Origin of the sequence: Bacillus sp. YKCMOAS1 (assembly GCF_030268125.1) — a bacterium.
GTDB lineage: Bacteria > Bacillota > Bacilli > Bacillales > Bacillaceae > Bacillus > Bacillus safensis.
This window is the reverse complement of sequence record NZ_BSEI01000008.1, coordinates 24873-47579: the sequence shown is the minus strand read 5'-3', so window position 1 is coordinate 47579 and position 22707 is coordinate 24873. Positions and strand designations below refer to the sequence as shown.

Sequence of the window (22707 nt, the reverse complement as noted above, 5' to 3'; positions counted from 1 at the left end):
ATTAATCTTATTGTAATGCAATCCAATTTATTTAGAAAATAGTATTTGCTTTCCATCTTCAGAATTCATGAAAAAACCCCAGCAAATGCTGGGGTGATTGGTTTAATCAAATTGATAAAGAGGTGTACTGAGGTAACGCTCACCGTTACTTGGGATAATTGCGAGAACCTTTTTCCCTTTACCAAGCTTCTTCGCTGTTTGAAGTGCTGCGTAAATAGCTGCTCCGGAAGAAATACCGCCAAGGATTCCTTCTTCTTTCGCTGCTTTTCTTGCAAGCTCAAATGCATCTTCGTTTTTCACTTGGATGATGCCGTCATATATTTCTGTGTTCAGGATTGAAGGAACAAAACCTGCTCCAATTCCTTGAATTTTATGCGGCCCCGGCTTTCCGCCTGATAATACAGGGGAATCTGTCGGCTCTACCGCATAAAGCTGGATCGATGGGATGGCTTCTTTTAGGACTTCACCAGCACCTGTAATCGTACCGCCCGTACCGACACCTGCAATAAATGCATCAAGTTCGCCGTCAAACTGTTCAAGAATTTCTTTCCCAGTTGTACGACGGTGAATCTCCGCATTGGCTTCGTTGCTAAATTGCTGAGGCATGAAGTAACCATGCTCTTCTGCCAATTCTTCCGCTTTTTTGATGGCACCTTTCATTCCTTCTGCACCTGGTGTTAAGACAAGCTCCGCACCATAAGCGCGTAAAAGGTTGCGGCGCTCCTGACTCATTGTGTCTGGCATAACCAAAATCGCGTTGATTCCTTTAGCAGCTGCTACCATCGCAAGGCCGATCCCTGTGTTTCCACTTGTAGGTTCAATAAGGGTATCTCCAGCTTTTAGTGTACCTTTTGCTTCAGCATCTTCGATCATCGCTAAAGCAATACGATCTTTGACACTGCTTCCCGGGTTCATATATTCAAGTTTCAAGTAGACATCCGCACTGTCTTCATCTACTAAACGGTTTAATTTAACGACTGGTGTATTTCCTATTAGTTCAAAAACTGAATTTGCAATACGAGCCATCACTAACACCTCTATCTCCGAGTAATTTTATTGTATTAATATTAAATTATCAATTTCAAAAAATTTTGTCAATGCTTTTAGTCCTGCTCGCCATCGTAAAACCATGTGACTTTTGCTTCCTTCCACAGGGTTTTGACATTCGCCTTTTCACCTAGATCTTCCATGGCGATCTGCCTTTTAATCTGATCTTTGACTTCGTCATAGGAGAAAGAGCGGCCATTTAATTTTTCTTTTAACTGAATAATGGCATACCCGTTTTTGGTCTGAATTGGCTCTTTCGTCCATTCATCTGGCTGAAGCTTTTGAGCTTCTTGTATGTATAGGGCTGGGATACTTTCCTGCTCTTCTGTCACAAATCCAAGATCTCCGCCGTATGGTGAGGTGTAACGGTCGATTGAACGTTCAGCTGCTACGGCTTCAAAGCTGGATCCACCTTTTAAATCTTTCAATACATTTTCAGCCTCGTCCTTTGTCTTCACGACAATATGGCGAATGCGGTATGAATCATCATATTGATATAAGTCCTTGTTTTTTTCATAAAACGATTTCGCTTCTTTTTCAGAAACGACGGCATCTCTTGTTAAAAGCTGCTCTAATAAAATTTGATAACGAATCTGTTCTTTCCATTCCTTCTCACTTGTATGTCCATCTTCGTAGAAATTATTAGATACTGCTTTGAGCATAAGCAATTCACGATTGATCTCTTTCGAAGACACGTCCAGCTTGTTTTGCTTGGCAAGCTGATTGACCACCTTCTGATTGATCATTTGTTCAAGTGTTGCCTTTCCGTAGCGGTCTTCCATCTTCTTTAACCATTCTTGACGCGTTACCTTCTCTTTTCCAATCGATGCAATTTCTTCACCGCTCTTCCCGTTAGAAGAAGCCTGTGACATTTGTGACTTTGTTAATACATATGCAATGACAACGGCATTAATCATGAGCAACACGAGGATAAATGTCCATACCACTCTTGCTTTTAATCTCATCTTTCGTCTCCTTTCCATTCTAAAAAGAAAACCCGCTGCTTAGAGCTTAGCGGGTTAATTCTTCACGTAGCTCTTCTAGCTCTTCTTTTGTAAATACATACGTTTCGTTACAAAAATGGCATTGAGCTTCTGCTTGTCCGTCTTGTTCAATCATATCATCAATTTCGGCTTTCCCTAGGCTGATAATGCCATTTGCAAACCGTTCTTTTGAGCAGTTACAAGAAAATTCGACAGGTACAGTTTCTAAAATTTGAGGTTTTTCACCGAGTACTTCTTCTAATATTTCTTCTGGTGTCATCCCTTTTTCAATGAGTTTAGAGATTGGTTCAATGGTTGACAGGCGCTTTTCTAGTCTTTCAATGACAGCATCTTCTGTACCAGGCAGCAATTGAATGATGAAACCGCCTGCTGCGAGAATCGAATTATCTGGATTGACAAGGACGCCTACGCCTACAGAGGAAGGCACTTGCTCAGAAGAAACAAGATAATATGTGAAGTCATCTCCAATTTCACCCGATACGATTTCAGTTTGACCTGTAAAGTGGTCCTTCAGCCCGATATCTTTGACAACACTTAACGTTCCAGATGTTCCGACTGCACGTCTAACATCCAGCTTGCCATGTTCATTTAAGTCAAAGTGAACTTGTGGGTTTGAGACATATCCTCGCACCTGACCTTTTGCATTTCCATCAGCAATAATGGCGCCGATTGGTCCACCGCCTTCTATTTTGACAGTTAGCTTATTCTCACCTTTCAGCATAGCACCCATCATGACGGTTGCTGTCATCGTTCTGCCGATGGCAGCTGATGCAGTCGGCCACGTATGATGTCTTCTTTGTGCTTCGTTGATTGTATCTGTTGTGTTTGCAGCATATGCGCGGACTTTTCCGTCATATGCTAACGCTTTAACTAAGTAATCCATTTGATTTAAACCTCCTATAATACACCGACACGATTACGTTCATAAATGAGCTGCAGTCCTTTTAATGTGAGGAACGGATCGACAATATCAATACAGTCTGATTCATTTCCAATCAATGTAGACAAACCGCCTGTTGCAATGACTTTCGGTGTTTGTTTGGCTTGCTGCTTCATCCGTTTCACTATTCCCTCGACTTGACCAACATATCCATAAAGGATGCCGGATTGCATCGCACTGATGGTGTTTTTTCCAACAATGTGATCAGGACGGACAATTTCAATTCTCGGCAGCTTCGCCGCTCTTGTATATAAAGCCTCAGTTGAGATGGTAATACCAGGTGCAATTGCTCCACCCATGTATTGTTTTTGTTCATTGATATAACAGTAGGTTGTTGCTGTTCCAAAGTCTACCACAATAAGAGGCGCCCCATATAGATGAATTGCTGCTACTGCATTGACAATTCGATCTGCACCGACTTCCTTTGGATTGTCACACATAATGTTTAATCCAGTCTTCATTCCAGGCCCTACAATTTGGGGTGTTAGGTGAAAATACTTTTCGCACATTCTTTCAAGTGCAAACATCATTGGCGGGACCACAGACGAGATGATAATCCCTTCTATTTGATCAAACATCAGCCCCACATAATCGAATAAGGCCCTAATGGACATACCAAATTCGTCTTCTGTTTTATGTCGGCTTGTTTCAATTCGCCAATGGTAGTTTAGATCGCCATTATGATAAACACCTAAAACGGTATTTGTGTTTCCTACATCTATCACGAGTAACAACTTCATCACCACTTTGAATAGTTTCTCAAAAAGAGCATTTTTCGACTTTCTATCATACCATACACGAATTGAGTTCCATTTGTAAACAATTCGAAACCGATCCATTCATGAATCGAAATAAAAAAGCTGCCGGTGATCCCGGCAGCTTTCACAGAAGGAGATTAGATCTCCTCATCTTCTTTTTTCTTGATGTTTACTTTCACATCATCGTTTTTCTCTTCGTCATCTGCGTATACACGCTCTGGAAGCTTTCCAGTTTCGTAAAGAGATTTAATTTGTTCAGCATCTAATGTTTCAACTTCTAGGAGGGCTTGTGCGATGATTTCTAGCTTATCTTTATTCTCAGTGAGAATTTGTTTCGCACGTTCGTAGCTCTCCTTAATGAAGCGCTGAACTTCTTGGTCAATTTCGTAAGCGATCGCTTCACTATAATTCGGCTCATTGTTGAAATCACGGCCAAGGAATACTTGACCTCCTTGTGATTGACCGAATTGAAGCGGACCAAGTTTATCAGACATACCGAACTCTGTGACCATTCTTCTTGCAATGCCTGTTGCACGCTGGAAGTCGTTGTGAGCGCCTGTACTTACTTCACCAAACGTAATTTCCTCTGCAACACGACCGCCGAGCAAGCCGACAATCTTATCAAGAAGCTCTGGCTTCGTTTGGAAATAACGGTCTTCTCTTGGAAGCATGACCGCATATCCGCCTGCCTGACCACGAGGAACGATCGTTACTTTATGCACCATGTCCGCTTCGTCTAAGATAAGACCAATGACGGTATGACCTGCTTCATGGTAAGCCACGATATTACGTTCTTTCTTCGAAATGACGCGGCTTTTCTTCGCCGGCCCAGCGATGACACGGTCAGTCGCTTCGTCGATATCACGCATATCGATTTTCTTTTTGTTTTGACGGGCAGCAACAAGTGCTGCTTCGTTTAGTAAGTTCTCAAGATCTGCTCCAGAGAACCCTGGTGTTCTGCTTGCAATGGCTTTTAAGTTGACTGACTCGTCAAGCGGTTTGTTTTTCGCATGAACTTTCAGTACTTCTTCACGGCCAATAACATCTGGGCGGTCAACCGTAATTTGACGGTCAAAACGTCCCGGACGCAGCAATGCAGGGTCTAGAATATCTGCACGGTTCGTCGCAGCAATGATAATAATACCTTCGTTGGCACTAAAACCATCCATTTCGACAAGAAGCTGGTTAAGCGTTTGTTCACGCTCGTCATGACCACCGCCAAGACCGGCTCCACGCTGACGCCCCACTGCATCAATCTCATCAATAAAGATTAAGCAAGGTGCATTCTTTTTCGCATTTTCGAATAAATCACGTACACGTGATGCACCGACACCGACGAACATCTCGACGAAGTCAGAACCACTGATGCTGAAGAAAGGAACGCCTGCTTCTCCTGCAGATGCTCTCGCAAGCAATGTTTTACCTGTACCTGGAGGTCCTACTAGTAAAACCCCTTTAGGGATTCTTGCGCCAAGCTCCGCAAATTTACGTGGATCCTTCAGGAATTCCACCACTTCTACAAGCTCTTGCTTTTCTTCATCTGCACCAGCAACATCTTTAAATTTCACACGTTTCTTCTCTTCTGTGTAAAGCTTCGCCTTACTCTTACCAAAGTTCATGACTCGGCTTCCGCCGCCCTGAGCTTGGTTCAATAAGAAGAAGAACAGGATAAAGATGATGATAAACGGAATGATGGTTGTCAGAACTTGCAACCATCCATTTGTTTCAGGTGCTGGTTCTACTTTTACATCTGTATTCTTCAGTGCACTGTAAATTTGGTCAACACCTTGACCATCTGGAACATGGGTAATGAAGAATTGATCTTTCTTCGCGCCATCTAATTGACCACGAATTTCATAAACCCCTCTTACAGGCTGAATGGAGATACTCTCCACTTTTCCCGCACTTAGATTTTGCGAAAATTTGCTGTAAGACATGTTCTCAGGCTTTTGATTTGGGGATCCTAACCAACTAACGACCCCTATCACAAGTAATAAAATAAGTATATAAAAAATCGTATTACGAAAAACCCGATTCATTCCTTACCTCCTCCCACAGTAAGCACAACTATGTTCAATAGTATCATAGAAAATCATTCCAACACAACCAATAACCTCATGTATACGTATGCTGATCAGCCTTCGTAAACAGATGGTTTTAACACTCCAATATACGGGAGGTTTCGGTAACGTTCAGCGAAATCCAATCCATAGCCGACAACAAATGCATCTGGCACTTCAAATCCAACATAATCTGCTTTGATGTCTGCTTTGCGGCCGCTTGGTTTATCAAGCAATGTCACAATTTTAATGGAATTTGCTTTACGGTATCGGAAAAGCTCTACCAGATAGCTCAAAGTTAACCCACTGTCGATGATATCTTCCATAATCAAAATATCTCTTCCTTCAACAGAAGTATCTAGATCCTTAATGATCTTTACTTCTCCAGAAGATACGGTAGACTTTCCGTAGCTAGATACATCCATAAAATCAAGTTCTAAATATGTATCAATGTGTTTGATTAGGTCTGCCATGAATGGAAGAGCCCCTTTCAAAACACCAATAGCCAGGGGAAATTTACCATCATAATCGCTGGTTAATGTTGCACCCAGTTCCTTCACTTTTTGCTGGATCTCTTCTTCTGAGATCAAAATCTTTTCAATATCTTGTTTCATGCTTTTGCTTGCCCCCTACAAATTTTCGTGCTGTCTATATTGTAATACAATGAGATCGCTGTTTGTCATATCAATTTCTTCAAAAACAGATTTTTTCAGACCTGGGATCCAGATGATTTGATGATCCGAGTCAGTGACGATCGGCCAGCTGTCTCTTTCTGCAAGAGGCACTTTTTTATCAATAAATATATCCTTCACCTTTTTTGATCCATTCATCCCTTTAAGTTTGATTCGATCACCATTTTTTCGTGAGCGAATGATCAAAGGGAGACGAACATGATCTTTTTGAAGCAAGAAAAAATGATTTCCGTTCCGTGCATCCTTCGGAACATGATTTGATACGACGATAGACTGTCCATTTGGGAGAAAAAGCTCTTCTCCAAGCTCAACCTTTAAGTGAAGAGCATAAGACTGGTCTAATACATGCGATCGTTCAAAGGTAAACATACAGTGATCATAAGACTTGACAGCTTGTAAACCTTTTGGCAAATCTAATGATCCAGACGGTTGATCGGTATGAGATAACCAGTCCAAAGTCCCTAGAATATGCTGGTTTGAAAACGCTGATTGAGTGTTTTCATAAAGATAGTTTAATATTAGTTGAATGCCTCTTCTTTGTAAAGGCAAAGGCAGGTCAAGCAAAGGCTTCGTTTTGATCTCAATTTGCTTAGGCGATTGACTCATTATCACTTGGTTCATTTGTTCCTTTGTTAAAGCCTGCAAGTATTGCTCATCCTCAGTCAGCATGTCACTTACAAACTGAAAGCTTTCATGTACATGAGGTGCCTCTTCTTTTAACACGGGAAGAACGTGTCTTCTTACCCGGTTTCTCAAGTAGTCATCTGTATGATTGCTTTGATCAATGACATAGGGAACATGTTCTTTTTCACAAGCTTTTAGCACGTCGTCCTTAGAGTATCCAATGAGCGGACGAATCAGCCATCCATTTTGAAAAGGACGTTTTGCTTGGATACCCGCGAGTCCTATACCAACAGTTCCTCTCGCAAGTCTCATCAACATTGTTTCTACTTGGTCGTCTCCATGATGTGCAAGCGCTATAAATTGAGCGTTGTATTGCTCCATCAATTGACGAAAGAAAGCATATCTGCACTCCCTTGCAGCTGCCTGTTTGTTTAAGCGGTTTTCTTTTGCATATTGGGTGACCTGTATGCGGGACGATTCAAAAGGGATTTCGTGCTCCTTACAGTAAGCCTCAACAAATGCCAAATCAGCAAAGGACTCTTCTCCTCTGAACATGTGATCTACATGGGCTGCAATCAGCTGATAGGAACCTTTGCGACGCTTGTTAAGTTCATGCAGTAAGAGCATAGAATCCGGTCCGCCGGAAACCCCGACAATGACTGTCGTATTTTCAAGGTAAACATCATGTTTTTTCAAAAAAGATTCAATTCTATTCACAACTTCCTCCTCACAAAGAGCAGGTAATTTAAAGATATACATATCCTATCACTTTCAGTAGCTCCAAGCAAAGAAGAAGCCTGCTTTTTTACAGCTCTACAACAGGAACAAAACCACATATGCACAGTAAAGGGCGAGTACACTGCACACGATAAGAATGGTTTCAAAAAGTCCGCCTGATTTTTTACGTACTGACGTTCTTTTTGCTGCTGCAGCCCGCGATCGTGAAGCCACTTGTTGATTTTGATTAACAGCGGGTTTTGGCGCGTTTTTTTGCTGTTGCTTCTTTTGGCGCGTTTTTCTTGATTCAATCAGCTGTCCTTCTTTCAGCATCGCACTTTTCATGTCTGCTGCTGATTGATATTTACCTTGTAAAGCAGCCTTTAACACCCTTTCATATCGCTTTAATAAAGGATGTCCTTCAATGGCTCGATAAAGCTGCTTTTCTGGTTCTGCCCCTTTTTTGAATTCTTTCTTATACGCACAGTTAACCATCACCATGGCTAGGGCAAATAAATCATAAGCTGGTTCAGCTTTTCGTGAGCCGAATCCCCAATAGCCTCGATCAAAAAACTCGGTATACTCCTTAATTGCCCTGCCCGCTTTTGTCGTTCCTCCCACATCAATGCACCGGATCGTGGCCGGGGGACCAGAAACAATGAGATTATCAGGCTTTAAGTCACCAAAAATCCATCCTTCCTGATGTAAATGAGCCAGGCTAGATAAAAGCTGAATCATCAAAACAACGATCCATTCATCACCCTTTTGTTTCACAAATTCAAGCAGTAATGGGCCTCTGACATATTCCATCACGTAAAAGGAGCGTTTTTGAGGCATACCGGGATAAATCGCATCATCCATATCATAAAAAGAAGGCCCCATGGTTTTCACAGGAGCCTTTGAAAAGGATTTTAATACATTGACTTCAGATGCAATGAGCATACTGTCATCACTCACTTTAAGGGCCGCTTGCCCATGTGGCGATTCGGCCAGATAGACAACACCGTTCGCCCCTTTTCCAAGCTCTTTTACAATACGGTAATGATGGTGGTGCCATTTCCCTTGAATCACCGTGCCTAACGGGATGTTAGAAACCGAATTCATCATCATGCTCTTCCTTTGCTTCAAGTAGCCCTTTACGTGAGCGAACTGACTTGAAATGCTGAAGTGCTTCCCGAAGTGCTGGTCCCGTTGGGGTGATTCCTCCAGTGGTCAGTTTTGGGAAAATAGATGATAATGAATCGAATCGAGGCGTCCAATTCAACACAATTTCAGCATCTGAGTTTTTCCCGGGAAATACACACATCCCAAACTGATTTTCTCCAATTCTTGAATTTAAACTGATGGAAAGGTCGATAAGTGCTTCTTTGACAGTCGGCAGCTTCGGTTTCATACTTGCACTTGTATCAACAAGTACGAGTACTTGAAGGTGAACCGTCTCTCCTAACTCATCAACAACCTCCATTACTTCCCCGCGCTTATCAGGTGGAAGCTCTTCAATTTCAGTGTCTTTGCCGAGTATTTGCTGCAATTCTTTATTCACAACACCTTGTAAGGTTTGTGTCATCGCTTTTTTCGTGACCATTTGTACTGTTTGAGATAATTGCTGGACGTAGACAACTTGATGGATGCCTCCGCCTGCGAGAGCAATCCCCTCTACTTCTTTCATCGCTTCATGATCGTGTCTGTTTTCTTCCATAATGCCAATGACATTGACTGTAATCCCTTGTTCCTTTGCCAATGAGGCAATCGCAAGCGGATCTTCCCCGTGATTTGAGCAGCCATCTGTAATCAATAAGATTTGGTTGACGTGACCTTTTCGCATCTTCATTCCTCCTGGGATTGTAACTGAATGCTTATATCCCCATCATCGCCAGAAGAAATTCATATTATACGATATTTTAAGAAATCTCTTGTTTCTCAAGATAGAATGTACCTGTCGGAATGGAAGCCCATTTTGGTGTGTTGTGGTCGAGCCTGATGACAACAACCGTCATATCGTCATCAATTTGGCCTGCTCTTGTTCGAATGACCTCTTCCATTAATAAATCAGCAATTTCTTGTGGATCTTCTGTTTTAAAGCTTTTCATTTTCCGTTTCACCCACAGATCATGATTTTCAATATGCTTTGGTCCCTCAAAAATGCCGTCACTCATCATAATCAATAGATCTCCTGCCTTCATCTGTTCGCTCACAACCTCGACTTCGAACTCATCAATAATGCCAATCGGCAAGTTGCTTGCTTGTACCTTCATCACCTGATCACCCCGTTTAATAAAGCTGGGTGTTGAACCAATCTTCAGGAACTTACAGCTTGCATCCTGTAAATCAATAATCGATAAATCCAATGTTGAATAGATCTCGTCCGTCGTTCGTAAAGATAAAATACTATTAATGGTTTTAATCGCTACTTTTTCATTGATACCTGACGCCAATATTTTTTCTAACAGCTTAATCGTCTCATTGCTTTCAAAATGAGCACGTGCTCCGTTGCCCATTCCATCACTAATAGCTGCGGCATACTTGCCTGCACCAAGCTCCATCATGCTGTAGCTGTCTCCAGATACCAGTCCTCCGCCTTTTGCTGCATGTGCCACGCCTGTAGCCACTCGATATGATTTGGCAGAGCCAAATACAACGTGACAATAGCCTGTTGGATGCTCTGCACACTGCTCTGCTTTGACTAAAATCTGTTCTTCTAAAATATCTGAAAGCATTGGAGCAATGATTTTTTCACATTCCCCATGCCCTTGGCAATATGGGATTCTCATTTCAATATCGACATTTCCCTGCTCCAAGCTATAGATTTCTACTTGCTGAATTTCAATACCAAAGTGCTGAAGCGCTTCTATCATCTGCTCTTCTTGAATAAAATGCTGTTCTCTTTCTCGTTTTATTTCCCGGGAAAAATCCTCCATCACTTGTGAGACACCCATCAGCTGTTCAGCCACAAGACGCCTGCTGTCTTGGACTTTTTTCTTCAGTGTCTGGTTGGCTTTATAGTAAGCGATCTCCTCTTCAATCAATTCCTCGACATGTTTTGATTTTGAGCAGTGCTGACTAAATTTCTTTTTCAATTTCCGATTATGCTCATACGTTTTTTCATCAGATTCATGCATAACTTGTTTCATTAGTTCATAGGTTGTATCAAAGTTCTGCACCCAGCATTTATTTTTCTTATAGCACGTTTGACAGGATCGTTCTGTGATCGTACTTAAAAAAAGATCTACATCCTCTTCCTGCTTCTTCTCTTCAGGAATGGATTCGTAAAATGTCGCAAAACTCTCAGACAGCGCATGAAATACATTAGAGAATTGGTCTACCTTTTTTGCTGTCACGTCTCGTACTTTCCGAGCATATTGCTGCTGCTCCTGTACATGCTCTACAGTACCAGGAATGTATTTCGCTACCTTGGAGGTGACTGATTGCGGCGTGAGCAAAAAGAGCGCAACCGCTATAAGTGATTCATACAGTGTAGTCATGAGACCTGCTGACCCTTCCCCATACAGTGAAATGAGTAAGGAACCCACAATTAAGCCGATGGCTGCCCCTGCTTTCTTCCCTTCTTTCAGCAATCCGCCTAATAAACCTGAAAAGGCAAGAAGACTCATCTGATAAAGGTTTCCGATGTTGGCGAGACCGAGAATTAATCCTGTCACGACACCGACCGTACAACCAATACTGGCTCCGCCAATAAAAGCAAAGGTCAGCACTACATAACGTGACAAAATATGCTCTGCCTGCATCCCTTGAAAAGAGATCCCAGCAAGTCCAGTTAAAACTGAGGCAATTAAAATCATAAAACAAATAATTTCTTCGACCTTTAAAGAGTGTTTAATTTTCCTGACTGTAAAAATCGGCAGGCTTTGAAGAAAAATCAGTGTCAAAATGAAGGCAAGTCCTGCTTCGACACCCGCCATGACGTAATCATAGCTTTGCACAGCACCTTGCTCTAGGTAAACAAACGCTCCTCGGGTGATCAGCATCGAGAGAACAATGACAACCGGTAATGTTTTCACTGGGTCTTTAATGATGAAAGAAACCACCTTTGACATAAGGAGAAACATAAGTAGCGATGCAAACACAAACAATGCATTTTGAGGTGATATCGTCATCGCCCCAGCGAGTAAAGCGAGACAAGCAAGCATTGCCTTATCTCTTTTAATAAGCAGCATGGAACCAAAGAAAGGCAGAGCAAACGGCATAATTTCAGATAATATAAAGGCTCGTCCCAATAAAAAGCCTAGAACAACATAAATAAACCCTTTATAGAAAAAAAGAGAATGCGTGTGATGAAGAAACAGGTTTTTCATCTTTTTTAACCCTGCACTGATTCTTTCAAACCCCGCTCCTGTTAAATCAGTTCTTCTTTCTAGTTTTTCCATCTTCTCATCCCCCACCTGATATTCGTTGCTTGTCATTATAGCGAAGGTGAAAAAGAAATTTTGTCAAAAGAAGTTGTCGTTTCCATAAAACGTTCGACGCTTTATTCGTCAAAGAGGCATACTTTCATGAAAGTCGATGTCTTTCATCAGAATTTTACGAAAGCACAAAAAAACAGCTTTCCTATAGAAAGCTGTTTCGAAGATGACCCGTACGGGATTCGAACCCGTGTTACCGCCGTGAAAGGGCGGTGTCTTAACCGCTTGACCAACGGGCCTTGCTTTATGTTCTAGTTAAAAGGATAGCGGCGGAGGGGATCGAACCCCCGACCTCACGGGTATGAACCGTACGCTCTAGCCAGCTGAGCTACACCGCCATAATAATAATGCGCTAAGAAGCACAAGAACTATAATACAAAGGATTCGCTTGTCCGTCAATAGAAAGTTTTAAATTAAATGACGAAATCTCAAAAAATGTAGGATAGGTCATGAAAAAAAGCACCTGCTGAACAGCAGGTGCTTTGTTGTGAAAATATATAGAAAGCAGCAACAAGTTAACCTCTTCTTGCTCCGCGCCCCCCACGTTTTGATTCCGTGTTACGTTTTAAAGATGTTAAGCGATCTTCGCTATCTTTTAAGAATTTGTTCATTTTTTGTTCAAACGATTCCTTCGGACGGAAATCATTTCTGCTTGGTCTTGATTGTTGTTGAGGACGATCTTTTGCTTTTTTAATGGACAAGCCGATTTTACCGTCTTTTTCAACGTTAATCACTTTCACTTCAACTTGTTCACCGACTTTTAAATGCTCATTAATATCTTTTACATAGTTATCGGCTACCTCACTGATATGAACGAGACCAGTTGAACCGCCTGGCAACTCCACAAAAGCTCCAAAATTTGTAATGCCCGTAACTTTCCCTTGTAACTTGCTGCCAACTTCAATCGACATAAAAAAAGTGCTCCTCCTTAGACTTATAAAAAAATCTCATTTGTTCAATTATACATAAACTGAATTTTAAGTGTCAACAAGGCTAATCGCTCTTATTGCCCACATCAAAGATTTTTTCGCCTTTTTTGGACATATAATAGTCCCGTCGTGCCAGTTCGAGTACGTATTCCTTGCTTTTCAGCTTCTTAATTTCATCAGAAATATCTTCCTGCTTTGTTTGTAATTGCTTCAACTCTTTTTCGAGCGCAACCTTCTTCTCTTCTTTTTCCTTTAGTGAAGACGATTGCGACCAGAGGGCACTTGTCACCAAGACAGCAAACATGAGCGCGATCACACCAAACACGGTAAGCCTTCTAAGGAGTCCGCGACGTTTGCGTTTTAAGCGCTGTGCTTGCTGTTCCATTTGTTTTTGGTAATCATTTTGAATTTGTGCGATATTTCTTTTTCTCTTGTTCAAGGTTGAAGGCCTCCTCTCTTACTTTGTCCAGAATTGTTTCCATTTCGTTTTGATGGTACCAGATAATTTCTTGGCCCCTTGTAAAATTCCTGCTCCTTTTGAGAAAAACAATCTCATTGATGTTCGCCATTTTTCGGGAATCCGATGAATAATGGTCACATTGAGTAACCAGATGAGCGGATAACAAACAATCGACAGCACCTTCCACACGAGCCGAAACGTAAAACGAACTAGACGTAAGAGCGAGTGGAGCAAGAACAGAATAGCACTTATGACCAATGTGATCATCCAGCGGATCGGCTGGAAGACAATCGACATGACCAGCCTTTTCAGGAAGAGAATGGTCTGATATACACACATCATGATAAACTTGAGAATCTTGAGATACAGCTGTTTCATCAATGCCTGATACATCGAGAAACCTAGAGCAACGGCTAGAAAAATATAAAGCCTGAATTCTCCCTCATTTGTCAGCAGCAGGACGTAAAAGAATAATAGACCCTGCACCATCCAAAAAAGGAGATCGTGTATAGCCAAAAGCCATTTTGCTGTTTTTTCCCGGTTCACAAACAGCTTGTACGTATCAAGCGATGCGCCCAGCCAGATGCCCATCGCCGCCATGGAAAGCATCGTATAAAACTGGACTGTCAGCGTCATTTAAACAGCTTGCTAAAAAATCCTTTAGCTTTCTCCCCGTGCTGCTCATCAACATAGATTAAATCAAAGACACGCCCTTTGATCGACACAACGCCCTTTTCGACGTCTAGATTCTTCATTTGCAGATTTTCTCCACGGATGGCGAGAATCCCCATGACCGTCTCTAGCAGAAATTCCTCACTATCAAAGCTTTCCACTTGTTTGACACCAGTGATATCTAAATGCTTTCTGTTTCGCATTGTGACATTGTGCTCCGCGTCTGATGACAGCTTCGTGCCTTGAGGTTGATTATAATATTGATTCATTTATACATCCCCCATATCTCATACTTGCATGTTACTGCATTGTATGTGATAAGAGGGTCATTTAGAACAAGCCCTATTCTGCTGTTTTTTCTTCTTTTAGCACAGTATACATGCCAGCCGCTTCTTCTTTTTTCGTCGTGTCCTTTAACTCGTTGACTTGAACAGTCACTAGTTTTTGACCAAAGCGGATTTGCAGCTCATCTCCTTCTTTCACGTCAGAGCTTGCTTTCGCCTGTGTTCCGTTAATAGAAATTCTGCCTTGATCAGCTACTTCTTTTGCCAATGTTCTTCTTTTAATTAAACGGGACACTTTTAAAAACTTATCTAGTCTCATGTATGTTCACCTCTTTCTATACGTTTCGCATCGTTCCAGAGATCGTCCATTTCCTCTAGCGTTAAGTCATCTAATGAACGTCCCATGTCCTTTGCTTTTTGTTCGATATGCTGAAAACGCCGCATGAATTTTGTGTTGGCAGAAGCGAGCGCCGTTTCAGGCTCTAGGTGATAGAACCGTCCAATATTGACGAGAACAAACAAAAGATCTCCAAATTCATCTTTCATCTGCTTCGTTGCACCTTCGTCCGTCTTCTCTGCCACTTCAACGAGAAATTCCTGCTTTTCTTCTTCGTATTTGTTCCAAATATCTTGAACATCTGTCCAATCAAAGCCTACCTTGGCGGCTTTCTTTTGGAGCTTATATGCCTTTGTTAGTGCTGGAAGTGTCGCCGGAATCGATTGCAAAATAGAACCGGTCCGCTCTGGCTTCTCCTGCTGCTTGATTTTTTCCCAGTTGGCCACCACATCTGCTGCCTCAGAAACATTCGTGTCACCAAACACATGGGGGTGTCGCCGAATCATTTTTTCTGTGACATGCTGAATGACGTCATCGATTGAAAAATAACCGTCATCTTCGCCTATTTGAGCGTGAAGTAATACCTGCAGCAGCACATCGCCGAGCTCTTCCACCATATGATCTGGGTCATCTTCATCTATCGCTTCAAGCAGCTCATAGCATTCTTCAATTAAATATGGTTTGAGTGACTCATTGGTTTGTTTTTGATCCCATGGACAGCCGCCCGGACCTCTTAATGTACGTATGACGTCACGGAAGGTGTCAAATTGTTGATAAAGCAGCTGTTCTTCTTGAATCGGAGGAACATAAACACTTGTTAAGTTATTTATCGACACATCTCGATCAAGTTCAAATAAAGGAACGGCAGTAATCTGTTCCTGACTGCTTCCAGCTGCAGTCACAATATAAACTTCATAATCGTCAGGGAGCTTTTCCATCAGCGTGAGCTTCACATTCGATGCTGTCATCTGATCATATACCTGACAAATCAGGACGTGCTGGGTTAATTTCAGATCATCCGCTCTCATATCCCCAGCATCAACGAATTGTAATCCTTCGATGGGGTCAATCTGCAAGGAGTTGAATGTCGCATCTAAAAAGCTTTGTCCACCAGCGACAGACACCTCAATCCCGCTCTCTTTCTGCCCGGCGACAAGCAGCTGTACGGTCTTTTCTGCCACAAATGGATGACCAGGTACTGCGTACACAATGTCTTTTTCCGCTGCCTCTGCAAATAATATTTCGGTAATTTCCTGATACACCTGATCAAACTGATCGTGCTTTTCATAAATTTCATCAAAGAAGGTGAGAGATGGGACCTCCTGCATTAACTCTGCGGTAAGCGGATGATCCTGCGTTCTCATATATACTTCTTTCGCCTGCTTCAGCTGCTTATATACACCGAGCGTCAGCTGATCCATGTCGCCTGCCCCGAGACCGACGACGGTAATCTTACCTGCCATTTTGATTCCCTCTCATCTGTTTAAAATATAAAACCTTTTTTCCTAATGGAATGAGTCTCCATTCCTCTACCGTGAATACTTCTAGCTTAAGAATACTATATAAAAAGGCGAAACCACCAATAAAAACTGATGTCAGGCTCTCTAAAACGGAAAACGGACGTTTTTCGAAAGGGATCACCCAGGAAAACAAAGCCTGATATCCCATTAAGACAACAGCCATGAAGGCGGCTGATAAAAGAATTTTCACTGGGAATAGCTCTCTCAATGAAATCCATCCTTTATGCTTCAAATAAACGGCATTGAGCACGGCTGCTGTGAGAAAACCACATACAGTTGACCATGCGGCACCGTGGATGCCAAATAACGGAACAAGCGCAATCGTTAGAATCCATTTCACCAGCACGCTGATGATCACCACAACAGCGGGATACACAGTATGTCCGAGCCCTTGCAGTAAAGCCGCCTGCGTAATGGCAATCGACGTAAACGCAATCGATATACAGAATATTTGCAGGGCATCTGTGCCTAAATCATTACGAAAAAGCATTGTATTTACTGGTGATAAAATACAAATCAGCCCAACAGCTGACCCAATCCCTAATACCGACGTGGTCTTAACCGATGACCGCACTTTTTGCCGTATCGTTTCATGCTCCCCATTTCTCATGGCTGCCGATAAAAATGGCACAAGAGAGGTTCCGATGCTGATGGCAAACACCGTCCCTAGCTGCAAGAACGGCTGACCTCGGTCATACACACCTTTTGCCGCCTTTGCCGCCGCTTCACTGAGACCCTCACTGCGCAGCAACGCATACAGATGAAAAGCATCAATCATTTGCATCCATAAAATAAGCAAGCCGCTGACACAAATCGTCAATGTATACAGCACCAAACTCTTCAAAATATCTTTTTTTCGAAGTGTCGCCTGTTTGCCTGACATACTTGCAGCAGACTGTTTTCGATAGGTCAACCAAAGGAAAAGAAGCAAAATGAGCGACGCCGCACTTCCTGCGATAGAAGAGAACACCGCGCCCGCCCCTGTTTCATAAAGCGAATAGCCGTGCCTCACGAAATAAAAAGATAAAACAAGCAGTACGCCTACCCTAATGAGCTGCTCTATCAACTGAGAAACAGCCGTTGGAAGCATCAGACCGTCACTCTGAAAAACTCCCCTCAGCATCACAGTGAGCGGCAGAAATAGAAACACAAAAGCACTCATCTGGATGAGCAGAATTAATTGACTATCTGCCATAAGGGTCGCCATTGTGCCTGCTCCTATGTAAAGACAAAGAAATAAGACCAAGCTCAGTAAAGTGATATATACCAAGGATACCCTTGTAATGATCCGCCGATTCTCTTCCCCATGCTCACTCAGAAGCTTGGACACCATGACAGGAAAACCTGTTGTACCAAGCATGATGGCAATACCAAGGAAAGGATATACCTGCTGATAAATATAAAACCCTGTGTCCCCTACGATGTTTTGAAACGGGACACGGTAAACGGCACTTAGTACCTTTGATAACAAGCCTGCGATGGTCAAAATTACCGCACCCTGGAAAAGCCAATGCGGCTGATTCACAGCATTTTTCATGGATGACTCCTTTAAAATAGATCTACAGTTAAACGAACTCATTATATCATACGTGAATGAAAAGCCGTTTCTTTCTAAGGAGTAGACGGCACATGTCCCGATTTGTTTCATCCCATATAAAAAACCGACAAAATCAAATGATTTCATCGGCATTTTTTCGTTTTATCAAAATGATATAGAGTTATTAGACCTAATGTTCCATTTGACGGGCTAAGAAGCCAGCTGCCGTTTCTGCCGCTTTATGCTCCACTTCTCCCATTGAACGCTCTTTAGAAAATAAGACGACGGCGCCAATCGGATCTCCGTTTGCAACAATAGGTGCAATGGTATAAGCAGATACGTCATCATCAATACCATCGACAAGTTGAATTTCTTTTTTGCTTTCTTCTAAGACAGAATTACGCTGATCCATTGTTCGTTCAAGTAAATCACTGATGGATTTGTTTAAGTACTCTTTTTTCGAACTGCCGGATACAGCAATATACGTATCTCGATCACAGATCAGGATGGAATGACCCAAACTGTCGAATAATGCATCAGCATATTCCTTCGCAAAGTCTCCTAGCTCACTAATCGGCGAATACTTCTTCAAAATCACTTCTCCATCGCGGTCGACGAAAATCTCAAGCGGATCTCCTTCCCGGATGCGCAATGTTCTGCGAATCTCCTTTGGAATAACCACTCTACCTAGATCATCGATACGGCGTACAATTCCAGTTGCTTTCATTCACTGCTGCCTCTCTTTCGTTTGATGATGTGTTGGGTGAATGGAACAAAAGCGTCCACTTTATGCAACATTCACCACTTGACCCTGAGTTTAGTATCCGTCACATCAAACGTAATATACACGAGAGACAAACAAAATTTTATGAAGATGGAATGGTTTCTTTTTTCACATCTTGAAGGCCTCGAAGCATATTAAGAACAACCTCAAGCCATTCCTCCGTTTTCTTGCCTTTCGTTTGGACAGAAATAATCAGCTTGCTGCCTTCCATTCCCAACCCAATTTCACGTCCATATTTACTGCCAAGCTCAAATAATTTTTGACCGTCGATTTCACTGCTTGCTTGCTCATCAAGGGTCATTCTGACAATGCCTTTCTCCATCTTGATCAGCTCGACACGTTCCTGGACAGCGTACACCTTCATTGTCGCAATCGTAAACAAGTCTGCCACTTCTTGCGGATATTCACCAAATCGGTCGATCATTTCATCCTGAAGCTCTTTTCGCTCTTCAATCGATCCAATTGCTCTGAACTGTTTATACATCTCAATCTTCTGCTTGCCATCCGAAATATAAGTGTCTGGGATGTACGCATCAATTTGCAGATCAATTTCTGGCTCGAATTTATCTTGAGCCGTTGTATCGCCTCTTCTTTCCTCAATGGCTTCTTTCAGCATTTGAGAATAGAGGTCGAATCCAACCGAATCAATGAAGCCATGCTGCTGAGCCCCAAGTAAGTTCCCTGCTCCTCGAATCGTTAAATCACGCATCGCAATTTTAAACCCAGATCCAAGCTCTGTGAATTCTTTAATGGCTTGAAGTCTTTTCTCTGCAACTTCAGAAAGAACTTTATCTTTTCGATATGTGAAATAAGCATATGCGACACGATTCGAGCGTCCTACTCGTCCTCTTAGCTGGTACAGCTGAGAAAGCCCCATTTTATCTGCATCGTGGACGATGAGCGTGTTCACATTTGGAATATCGACTCCCGTTTCAATGATGGTGGTACTGACCAATACATCTGATTCACCTTCAAGGAAATTGATCATCACTGATTCCAGCTCGTTCTCACTCATTTTCCCGTGTGCATAACTGACTTTTGCGTCTGGGACTAGCATGGAGATTTCGTCTGCTTTTCGTTCGATATCTTCAACACGGTTGTAAAGGAAGTACACTTGACCGCCGCGTGCTAATTCTCGCTCAATTGCTTCTCTGACTAAAGCGCCGTTGTACTCAACCACATAGGTTTGAACAGGGAATCGGTTTTCAGGCGGTGTTTCAATAACCGATAAATCCCGCACACCAAGCATGGACATATGAAGCGTACGCGGAATTGGCGTAGCCGTTAATGTCAGTACATCGATATTGGCTTTCATCTGCTTAATTTTCTCTTTATGCGTCACACCAAAACGCTGTTCCTCATCAATGATCAACAGCCCTAAATCCTTGTAGACGATGTCTTTTGAAAGAAGACGGTGTGTGCCGATGACCATATCAATCGTCCCGTTTTTCAGCCCTTTTAACGTTTCAGTTGTTTCTTTTCTTGTACGGAAACGGCTCAGCTGCGCGATTTTGACAGGGTAGTCTTGGAATCGGTCCATGATTGTATCAAAATGCTGCTGCGCTAAGATAGTTGTCGGAACTAGCAGGGCTACCTGCTTCCCGTCAGCAATCGCTTTAAAGGCCGCACGAATAGCCACCTCTGTTTTTCCGTAGCCCACATCTCCACAAAGCAGACGGTCCATTGGACGTTCCCGCTCCATATCCTGCTTAATTTCGTGAATCGAACGGATTTGATCATCTGTTTCCTGGTAAGGGAACGCAGATTCAAACTGGCGCTGCATCTCATGGTCAGGCGAAAAGGCATATCCTTTGCTAGCCTCGCGTTCTGCGTACAGCTTAATCAGATCATCTGCGATGTCCTGTACAGATGTTTCAACTTTTTTCTTCACGCGTTTCCAATCGCTGCCGCCAAGTTTGTACAGCTTTGGTTCTTTACCTTCTGATCCTACATATTTCTGCACCTGATCAATTTGTTCAACCGGTACATAAAGCTTGTCGCTTCCTTGATAATGAATATTTAAATAATCTTTATGAATGCCGCCAATTTCAAGCGTTTCAATTCCTAAATATTTACCGATCCCGTGGTTAATGTGCACCACATAATCGCCGACTTGAAGCTCTGAATAGCTCTTGATTCGCTCTGCATTGGTCAGCTTTTGCTTACGTGCCTGCTTTTTCACACGTTTCTTGAAGAGTTCACCTTCTGTGATCACAGCAATTTTTGATAACGGCAGTTCAAAGCCTGTTTGCAGCTCACCTTGTAAAATATACACCTGTCCGCTCACAAGCTCAGCGTCCGGTTTAGCAAGAGCAGCTTCAATGTCATAATCATGCAGAACAGACGATAGCTTTTCTGTCCGCTCTTCATCCGCACCTAAGAAGACAACTGTGTACTGCTGTTTTTTATAGCGTTCAATTTCACTCGCCAGCACATTCATCTGCCCGTGGAAATTCTGCATTTGCTTACTAGATACATTGACGATATTTTGCGGATTTGTCTGCTGGACATGTCTCAGGAACAAGGAGTAGTACAGAATGGACCTTGATTGCTGATTGATCAGTTCTTGGAACGGGAAAGAAAGAGATAAATCATGAAGAATGTTCCCTTCTTCAAGCAGACTAATTGTCCAATCGGCTTCTTCCTGTTCAAGCTGTTCTTCCATCTCCTGAATTCTGCTGATTTCATCTAAAATAATAATCGTATCCTGCGATGTGTAATCTAGCAAACTAGCAGGCTTTTCATAGAAATAGGCTAGGTACTTCGTCATTTCCTGTGTCACGATGCCTTCTAGCAGCTTCTCGCGGTCAGCAGAAATATTTTGATGAAGCAGCTCTTTTTGCTGATCTGAGTTGAATTTCTTTAAGCTCTTTGCCAGCCCTTGATCAAGCTGTTCAATGGCTCTCACTCGTTCAGGACCTCTCACAATCAGCTCTTTTGCAGGACCTATTTTGATTTCTTGAAGGGTTTCTAATGAACGCTGTGTATCTGAATGAAACGTTCGAATCGAGTCTACTTCTGTATCAAACAGTTCAATACGGATTGGATGATCTTCCGTTAACGCATAGATGTCAATGATTCCTCCGCGCACACTAAAATCTCCGGGCGCTGCAACCATCGACGTCCGGTCATAACCAATTTGTACGAGCTGTTTTGAAAACGCCTCCAAATCAATTTCTTCACCGATCTTTAAATGGATCTGACTCTCCTTCCAGAGCTCAACTGGCGGAAGCATCCTGCGCACCGCAGCAGCGGGAGTGACGATAATGGGATTTTCTCCATTCGCAAGCCGGTTCAGGACATCTAAACGCTGTGCTCTCAGCTCAGGGCTTGCCACTGCAATTTCTGAAGCGATAAGTTCATTGACAGGATAAAGAAGAACCGAGCGATCCGGCATCACACTTGCTAAATCATCTGTTACCTTCTGTGCCTGATATAAATTGTGAGTCACAATAAACATTGGCCGCTTCAGTTCGTCTGATATCGCGGCTGTAAATAAAGATCTGACGGAGCCTGATAGTCCGGCAAGCAGCTGTTCTTTTAACCCTTCCTTTAGTCCATTAAAAATGGACTGAAAATCATCACTTTGTTTGATAAATGATTGTATGTTTTTCATTTGGCTCCTCCTCCCTGTTTGTTTAAAACAGAAAAACGCTTTGGTCTAATATCTACACCAAAGCTTTTTTATTGAATAAAAGTATGATACTGATGGTAATCAGGATTTCTTTCGAGCGCCTCTTGGCAATCCTCACAAATGGTTTGTACATGTAAATCACCATTTTCCCTATAAGAAATCATATCGTTTCTTTCCTCATTTGTTAAGTGATGAAATCCAAGTGCTTCACTTTGGACAGCGGATTCATCTAGACTGCCAACCTTTACACCACAGTGGCGGCAGTAATAATGCAAAGCCATACGTGA

At 42.4% G+C, this 22707-nt stretch carries 19 protein-coding genes, 2 tRNA genes and 1 pseudogene; all 22 read right to left on the bottom strand.

Translation table 11 applies throughout. The features are described from left to right. Window positions 1-102: 102 nt before the first annotated feature. Window positions 103-1026 carry a cysteine synthase A gene (cysK, locus tag QSJ46_RS18655; protein WP_024425655.1) on the bottom strand — a complete coding sequence of 308 codons (924 nt, stop codon included), beginning with the start codon at window positions 1024-1026 and terminating at the stop codon, window positions 103-105. A 77-nt stretch (window positions 1027-1103) separates the two neighbouring features. Beyond that, complete coding sequence (locus QSJ46_RS18650) at window positions 1104-2012, bottom strand: peptidyl-prolyl cis-trans isomerase (protein ID WP_047202025.1); 909 nt, start codon at window positions 2010-2012, stop codon at window positions 1104-1106. Window positions 2013-2058: 46 nt separating this feature from the next. Further along, window positions 2059-2934, bottom strand: a complete 876-nt coding sequence (hslO, locus tag QSJ46_RS18645) for an Hsp33 family molecular chaperone HslO (RefSeq protein ID WP_024425653.1) — start codon at window positions 2932-2934, stop codon at window positions 2059-2061. A 14-nt stretch (window positions 2935-2948) separates the two neighbouring features. Next, the gene (locus QSJ46_RS18640) at window positions 2949-3725 is read right to left on the bottom strand and encodes a type III pantothenate kinase (RefSeq protein WP_039175940.1); all 777 of its coding nucleotides are present in this window, start codon (window positions 3723-3725) and stop codon (window positions 2949-2951) included. Window positions 3726-3886: 161 nt separating this feature from the next. Further along, complete coding sequence (gene ftsH, locus QSJ46_RS18635) at window positions 3887-5788, bottom strand: ATP-dependent zinc metalloprotease FtsH (RefSeq protein ID WP_047202024.1); 1902 nt, start codon at window positions 5786-5788, stop codon at window positions 3887-3889. 95 nt (window positions 5789-5883) lie between these two features. Beyond that, entirely contained in the window at window positions 5884-6423 is a 540-nt protein-coding gene (gene hpt / locus QSJ46_RS18630; RefSeq protein WP_008357399.1) for a hypoxanthine phosphoribosyltransferase, read from the bottom strand. After that, window positions 6420-7842: pseudogene (tilS, locus tag QSJ46_RS18625) on the bottom strand (tRNA lysidine(34) synthetase TilS). Before tilS ends, hpt begins: the two are co-directional and overlap by 4 nt. A gap of 96 nt (window positions 7843-7938) precedes the next feature. Further along, on the bottom strand, window positions 7939-8946 hold the full coding sequence (locus QSJ46_RS18620) for a serine/threonine protein kinase (protein WP_107164255.1): 1008 nt from the start codon (window positions 8944-8946) through the stop codon (window positions 7939-7941). Beyond that, window positions 8930-9667 carry a vWA domain-containing protein gene (locus QSJ46_RS18615; RefSeq protein WP_034325063.1) on the bottom strand — a complete coding sequence of 246 codons (738 nt, stop codon included), beginning with the start codon at window positions 9665-9667 and terminating at the stop codon, window positions 8930-8932. Before QSJ46_RS18615 ends, QSJ46_RS18620 begins: the two co-directional genes overlap by 17 nt. Window positions 9668-9743: 76 nt before the next feature. Continuing rightward, window positions 9744-12227: a stage II sporulation protein E gene (gene spoIIE, locus QSJ46_RS18610; protein WP_058838225.1), complete on the bottom strand. Its 2484-nt coding sequence runs from the start codon at window positions 12225-12227 to the stop codon at window positions 9744-9746. A gap of 203 nt (window positions 12228-12430) precedes the next feature. Beyond that, window positions 12431-12502, bottom strand: a tRNA-Glu gene (locus QSJ46_RS18605). 25 nt (window positions 12503-12527) lie between these two features. Further along, a tRNA-Met gene (locus QSJ46_RS18600) sits at window positions 12528-12601 on the bottom strand. 177 nt (window positions 12602-12778) lie between these two features. Then, window positions 12779-13174 carry a S1 domain-containing RNA-binding protein gene (locus tag QSJ46_RS18595; RefSeq protein ID WP_008357409.1) on the bottom strand — a complete coding sequence of 132 codons (396 nt, stop codon included), beginning with the start codon at window positions 13172-13174 and terminating at the stop codon, window positions 12779-12781. Between the two features lie 82 nt (window positions 13175-13256). After that, complete coding sequence (locus QSJ46_RS18590) at window positions 13257-13631, bottom strand: FtsB family cell division protein (protein WP_070326886.1); 375 nt, start codon at window positions 13629-13631, stop codon at window positions 13257-13259. A gap of 18 nt (window positions 13632-13649) precedes the next feature. Next, window positions 13650-14288: a spore cortex biosynthesis protein YabQ gene (yabQ, locus tag QSJ46_RS18585; protein WP_285605151.1), complete on the bottom strand. Its 639-nt coding sequence runs from the start codon at window positions 14286-14288 to the stop codon at window positions 13650-13652. Continuing rightward, window positions 14285-14593, bottom strand: a complete 309-nt coding sequence (gene yabP / locus QSJ46_RS18580) for a sporulation protein YabP (RefSeq protein ID WP_024425646.1) — start codon at window positions 14591-14593, stop codon at window positions 14285-14287. Before yabP ends, yabQ begins: the two co-directional genes overlap by 4 nt. A gap of 73 nt (window positions 14594-14666) precedes the next feature. Then, window positions 14667-14927 (bottom strand): RNA-binding S4 domain-containing protein, encoded by a 261-nt coding sequence (locus QSJ46_RS18575; protein WP_008341839.1) that lies wholly within the window; start codon window positions 14925-14927, stop codon window positions 14667-14669. Then, window positions 14924-16408: a bifunctional methyltransferase/pyrophosphohydrolase YabN gene (gene yabN / locus QSJ46_RS18570; RefSeq protein ID WP_107164249.1), complete on the bottom strand. Its 1485-nt coding sequence runs from the start codon at window positions 16406-16408 to the stop codon at window positions 14924-14926. The genes QSJ46_RS18575 and yabN overlap by 4 nt, the downstream gene beginning before the upstream one ends. Next, window positions 16398-18002: a putative polysaccharide biosynthesis protein gene (locus QSJ46_RS18565; protein ID WP_107164250.1), complete on the bottom strand. Its 1605-nt coding sequence runs from the start codon at window positions 18000-18002 to the stop codon at window positions 16398-16400. The genes yabN and QSJ46_RS18565 overlap by 11 nt, the downstream gene beginning before the upstream one ends. A gap of 190 nt (window positions 18003-18192) precedes the next feature. After that, window positions 18193-18729, bottom strand: a complete 537-nt coding sequence (spoVT, locus tag QSJ46_RS18560; protein WP_003217990.1) for a stage V sporulation protein T — start codon at window positions 18727-18729, stop codon at window positions 18193-18195. A 139-nt stretch (window positions 18730-18868) separates the two neighbouring features. Continuing rightward, window positions 18869-22402, bottom strand: a complete 3534-nt coding sequence (gene mfd / locus QSJ46_RS18555) for a transcription-repair coupling factor (RefSeq protein ID WP_039175917.1) — start codon at window positions 22400-22402, stop codon at window positions 18869-18871. Between the two features lie 68 nt (window positions 22403-22470). Further along, window positions 22471-22701 carry an anti-sigma-F factor Fin gene (fin, locus tag QSJ46_RS18550; RefSeq protein ID WP_003217967.1) on the bottom strand — a complete coding sequence of 77 codons (231 nt, stop codon included), beginning with the start codon at window positions 22699-22701 and terminating at the stop codon, window positions 22471-22473. Between the last annotated feature and the right edge of the window lie 6 nt (window positions 22702-22707).

Bases quoted from the DNA above. Each gene is read 5' to 3' on its own strand.
- QSJ46_RS18620 (WP_107164255.1), bottom strand. From the start codon at position 8,946: ATGAATTCGGTTTCTAACATCCCGTTAGGCACGGTGATTCAAGGGAAA.
- QSJ46_RS18565 (WP_107164250.1), bottom strand. From the start codon at position 18,002: ATGAAAAATGCTGTGAATCAGCCGCATTGGCTTTTCCAGGGTGCGGTA.
- ftsH (WP_047202024.1), bottom strand. From the start codon at position 5,788: ATGAATCGGGTTTTTCGTAATACGATTTTTTATATACTTATTTTATTA.
- QSJ46_RS18615 (WP_034325063.1), bottom strand. From the start codon at position 9,667: ATGCGAAAAGGTCACGTCAACCAAATCTTATTGATTACAGATGGCTGC.
- yabP (WP_024425646.1), bottom strand. From the start codon at position 14,593: ATGAATCAATATTATAATCAACCTCAAGGCACGAAGCTGTCATCAGAC.
- fin (WP_003217967.1), bottom strand. From the start codon at position 22,701: ATGGCTTTGCATTATTACTGCCGCCACTGTGGTGTAAAGGTTGGCAGT.
- cysK (WP_024425655.1), bottom strand. From the start codon at position 1,026: ATGGCTCGTATTGCAAATTCAGTTTTTGAACTAATAGGAAATACACCA.
- yabQ (WP_285605151.1), bottom strand. From the start codon at position 14,288: ATGACGCTGACAGTCCAGTTTTATACGATGCTTTCCATGGCGGCGATG.
- spoVT (WP_003217990.1), bottom strand. From the start codon at position 18,729: ATGAAAGCAACTGGAATTGTACGCCGTATCGATGATCTAGGTAGAGTG.
- mfd (WP_039175917.1), bottom strand. From the start codon at position 22,402: ATGAAAAACATACAATCATTTATCAAACAAAGTGATGATTTTCAGTCC.
- QSJ46_RS18575 (WP_008341839.1), bottom strand. From the start codon at position 14,927: ATGAGACTAGATAAGTTTTTAAAAGTGTCCCGTTTAATTAAAAGAAGA.
- spoIIE (WP_058838225.1), bottom strand. From the start codon at position 12,227: ATGGAAAAACTAGAAAGAAGAACTGATTTAACAGGAGCGGGGTTTGAA.
- yabN (WP_107164249.1), bottom strand. From the start codon at position 16,408: ATGGCAGGTAAGATTACCGTCGTCGGTCTCGGGGCAGGCGACATGGAT.
- hslO (WP_024425653.1), bottom strand. From the start codon at position 2,934: ATGGATTACTTAGTTAAAGCGTTAGCATATGACGGAAAAGTCCGCGCA.
- QSJ46_RS18595 (WP_008357409.1), bottom strand. From the start codon at position 13,174: ATGTCGATTGAAGTTGGCAGCAAGTTACAAGGGAAAGTTACGGGCATT.
- QSJ46_RS18650 (WP_047202025.1), bottom strand. From the start codon at position 2,012: ATGAGATTAAAAGCAAGAGTGGTATGGACATTTATCCTCGTGTTGCTC.
- hpt (WP_008357399.1), bottom strand. From the start codon at position 6,423: ATGAAACAAGATATTGAAAAGATTTTGATCTCAGAAGAAGAGATCCAG.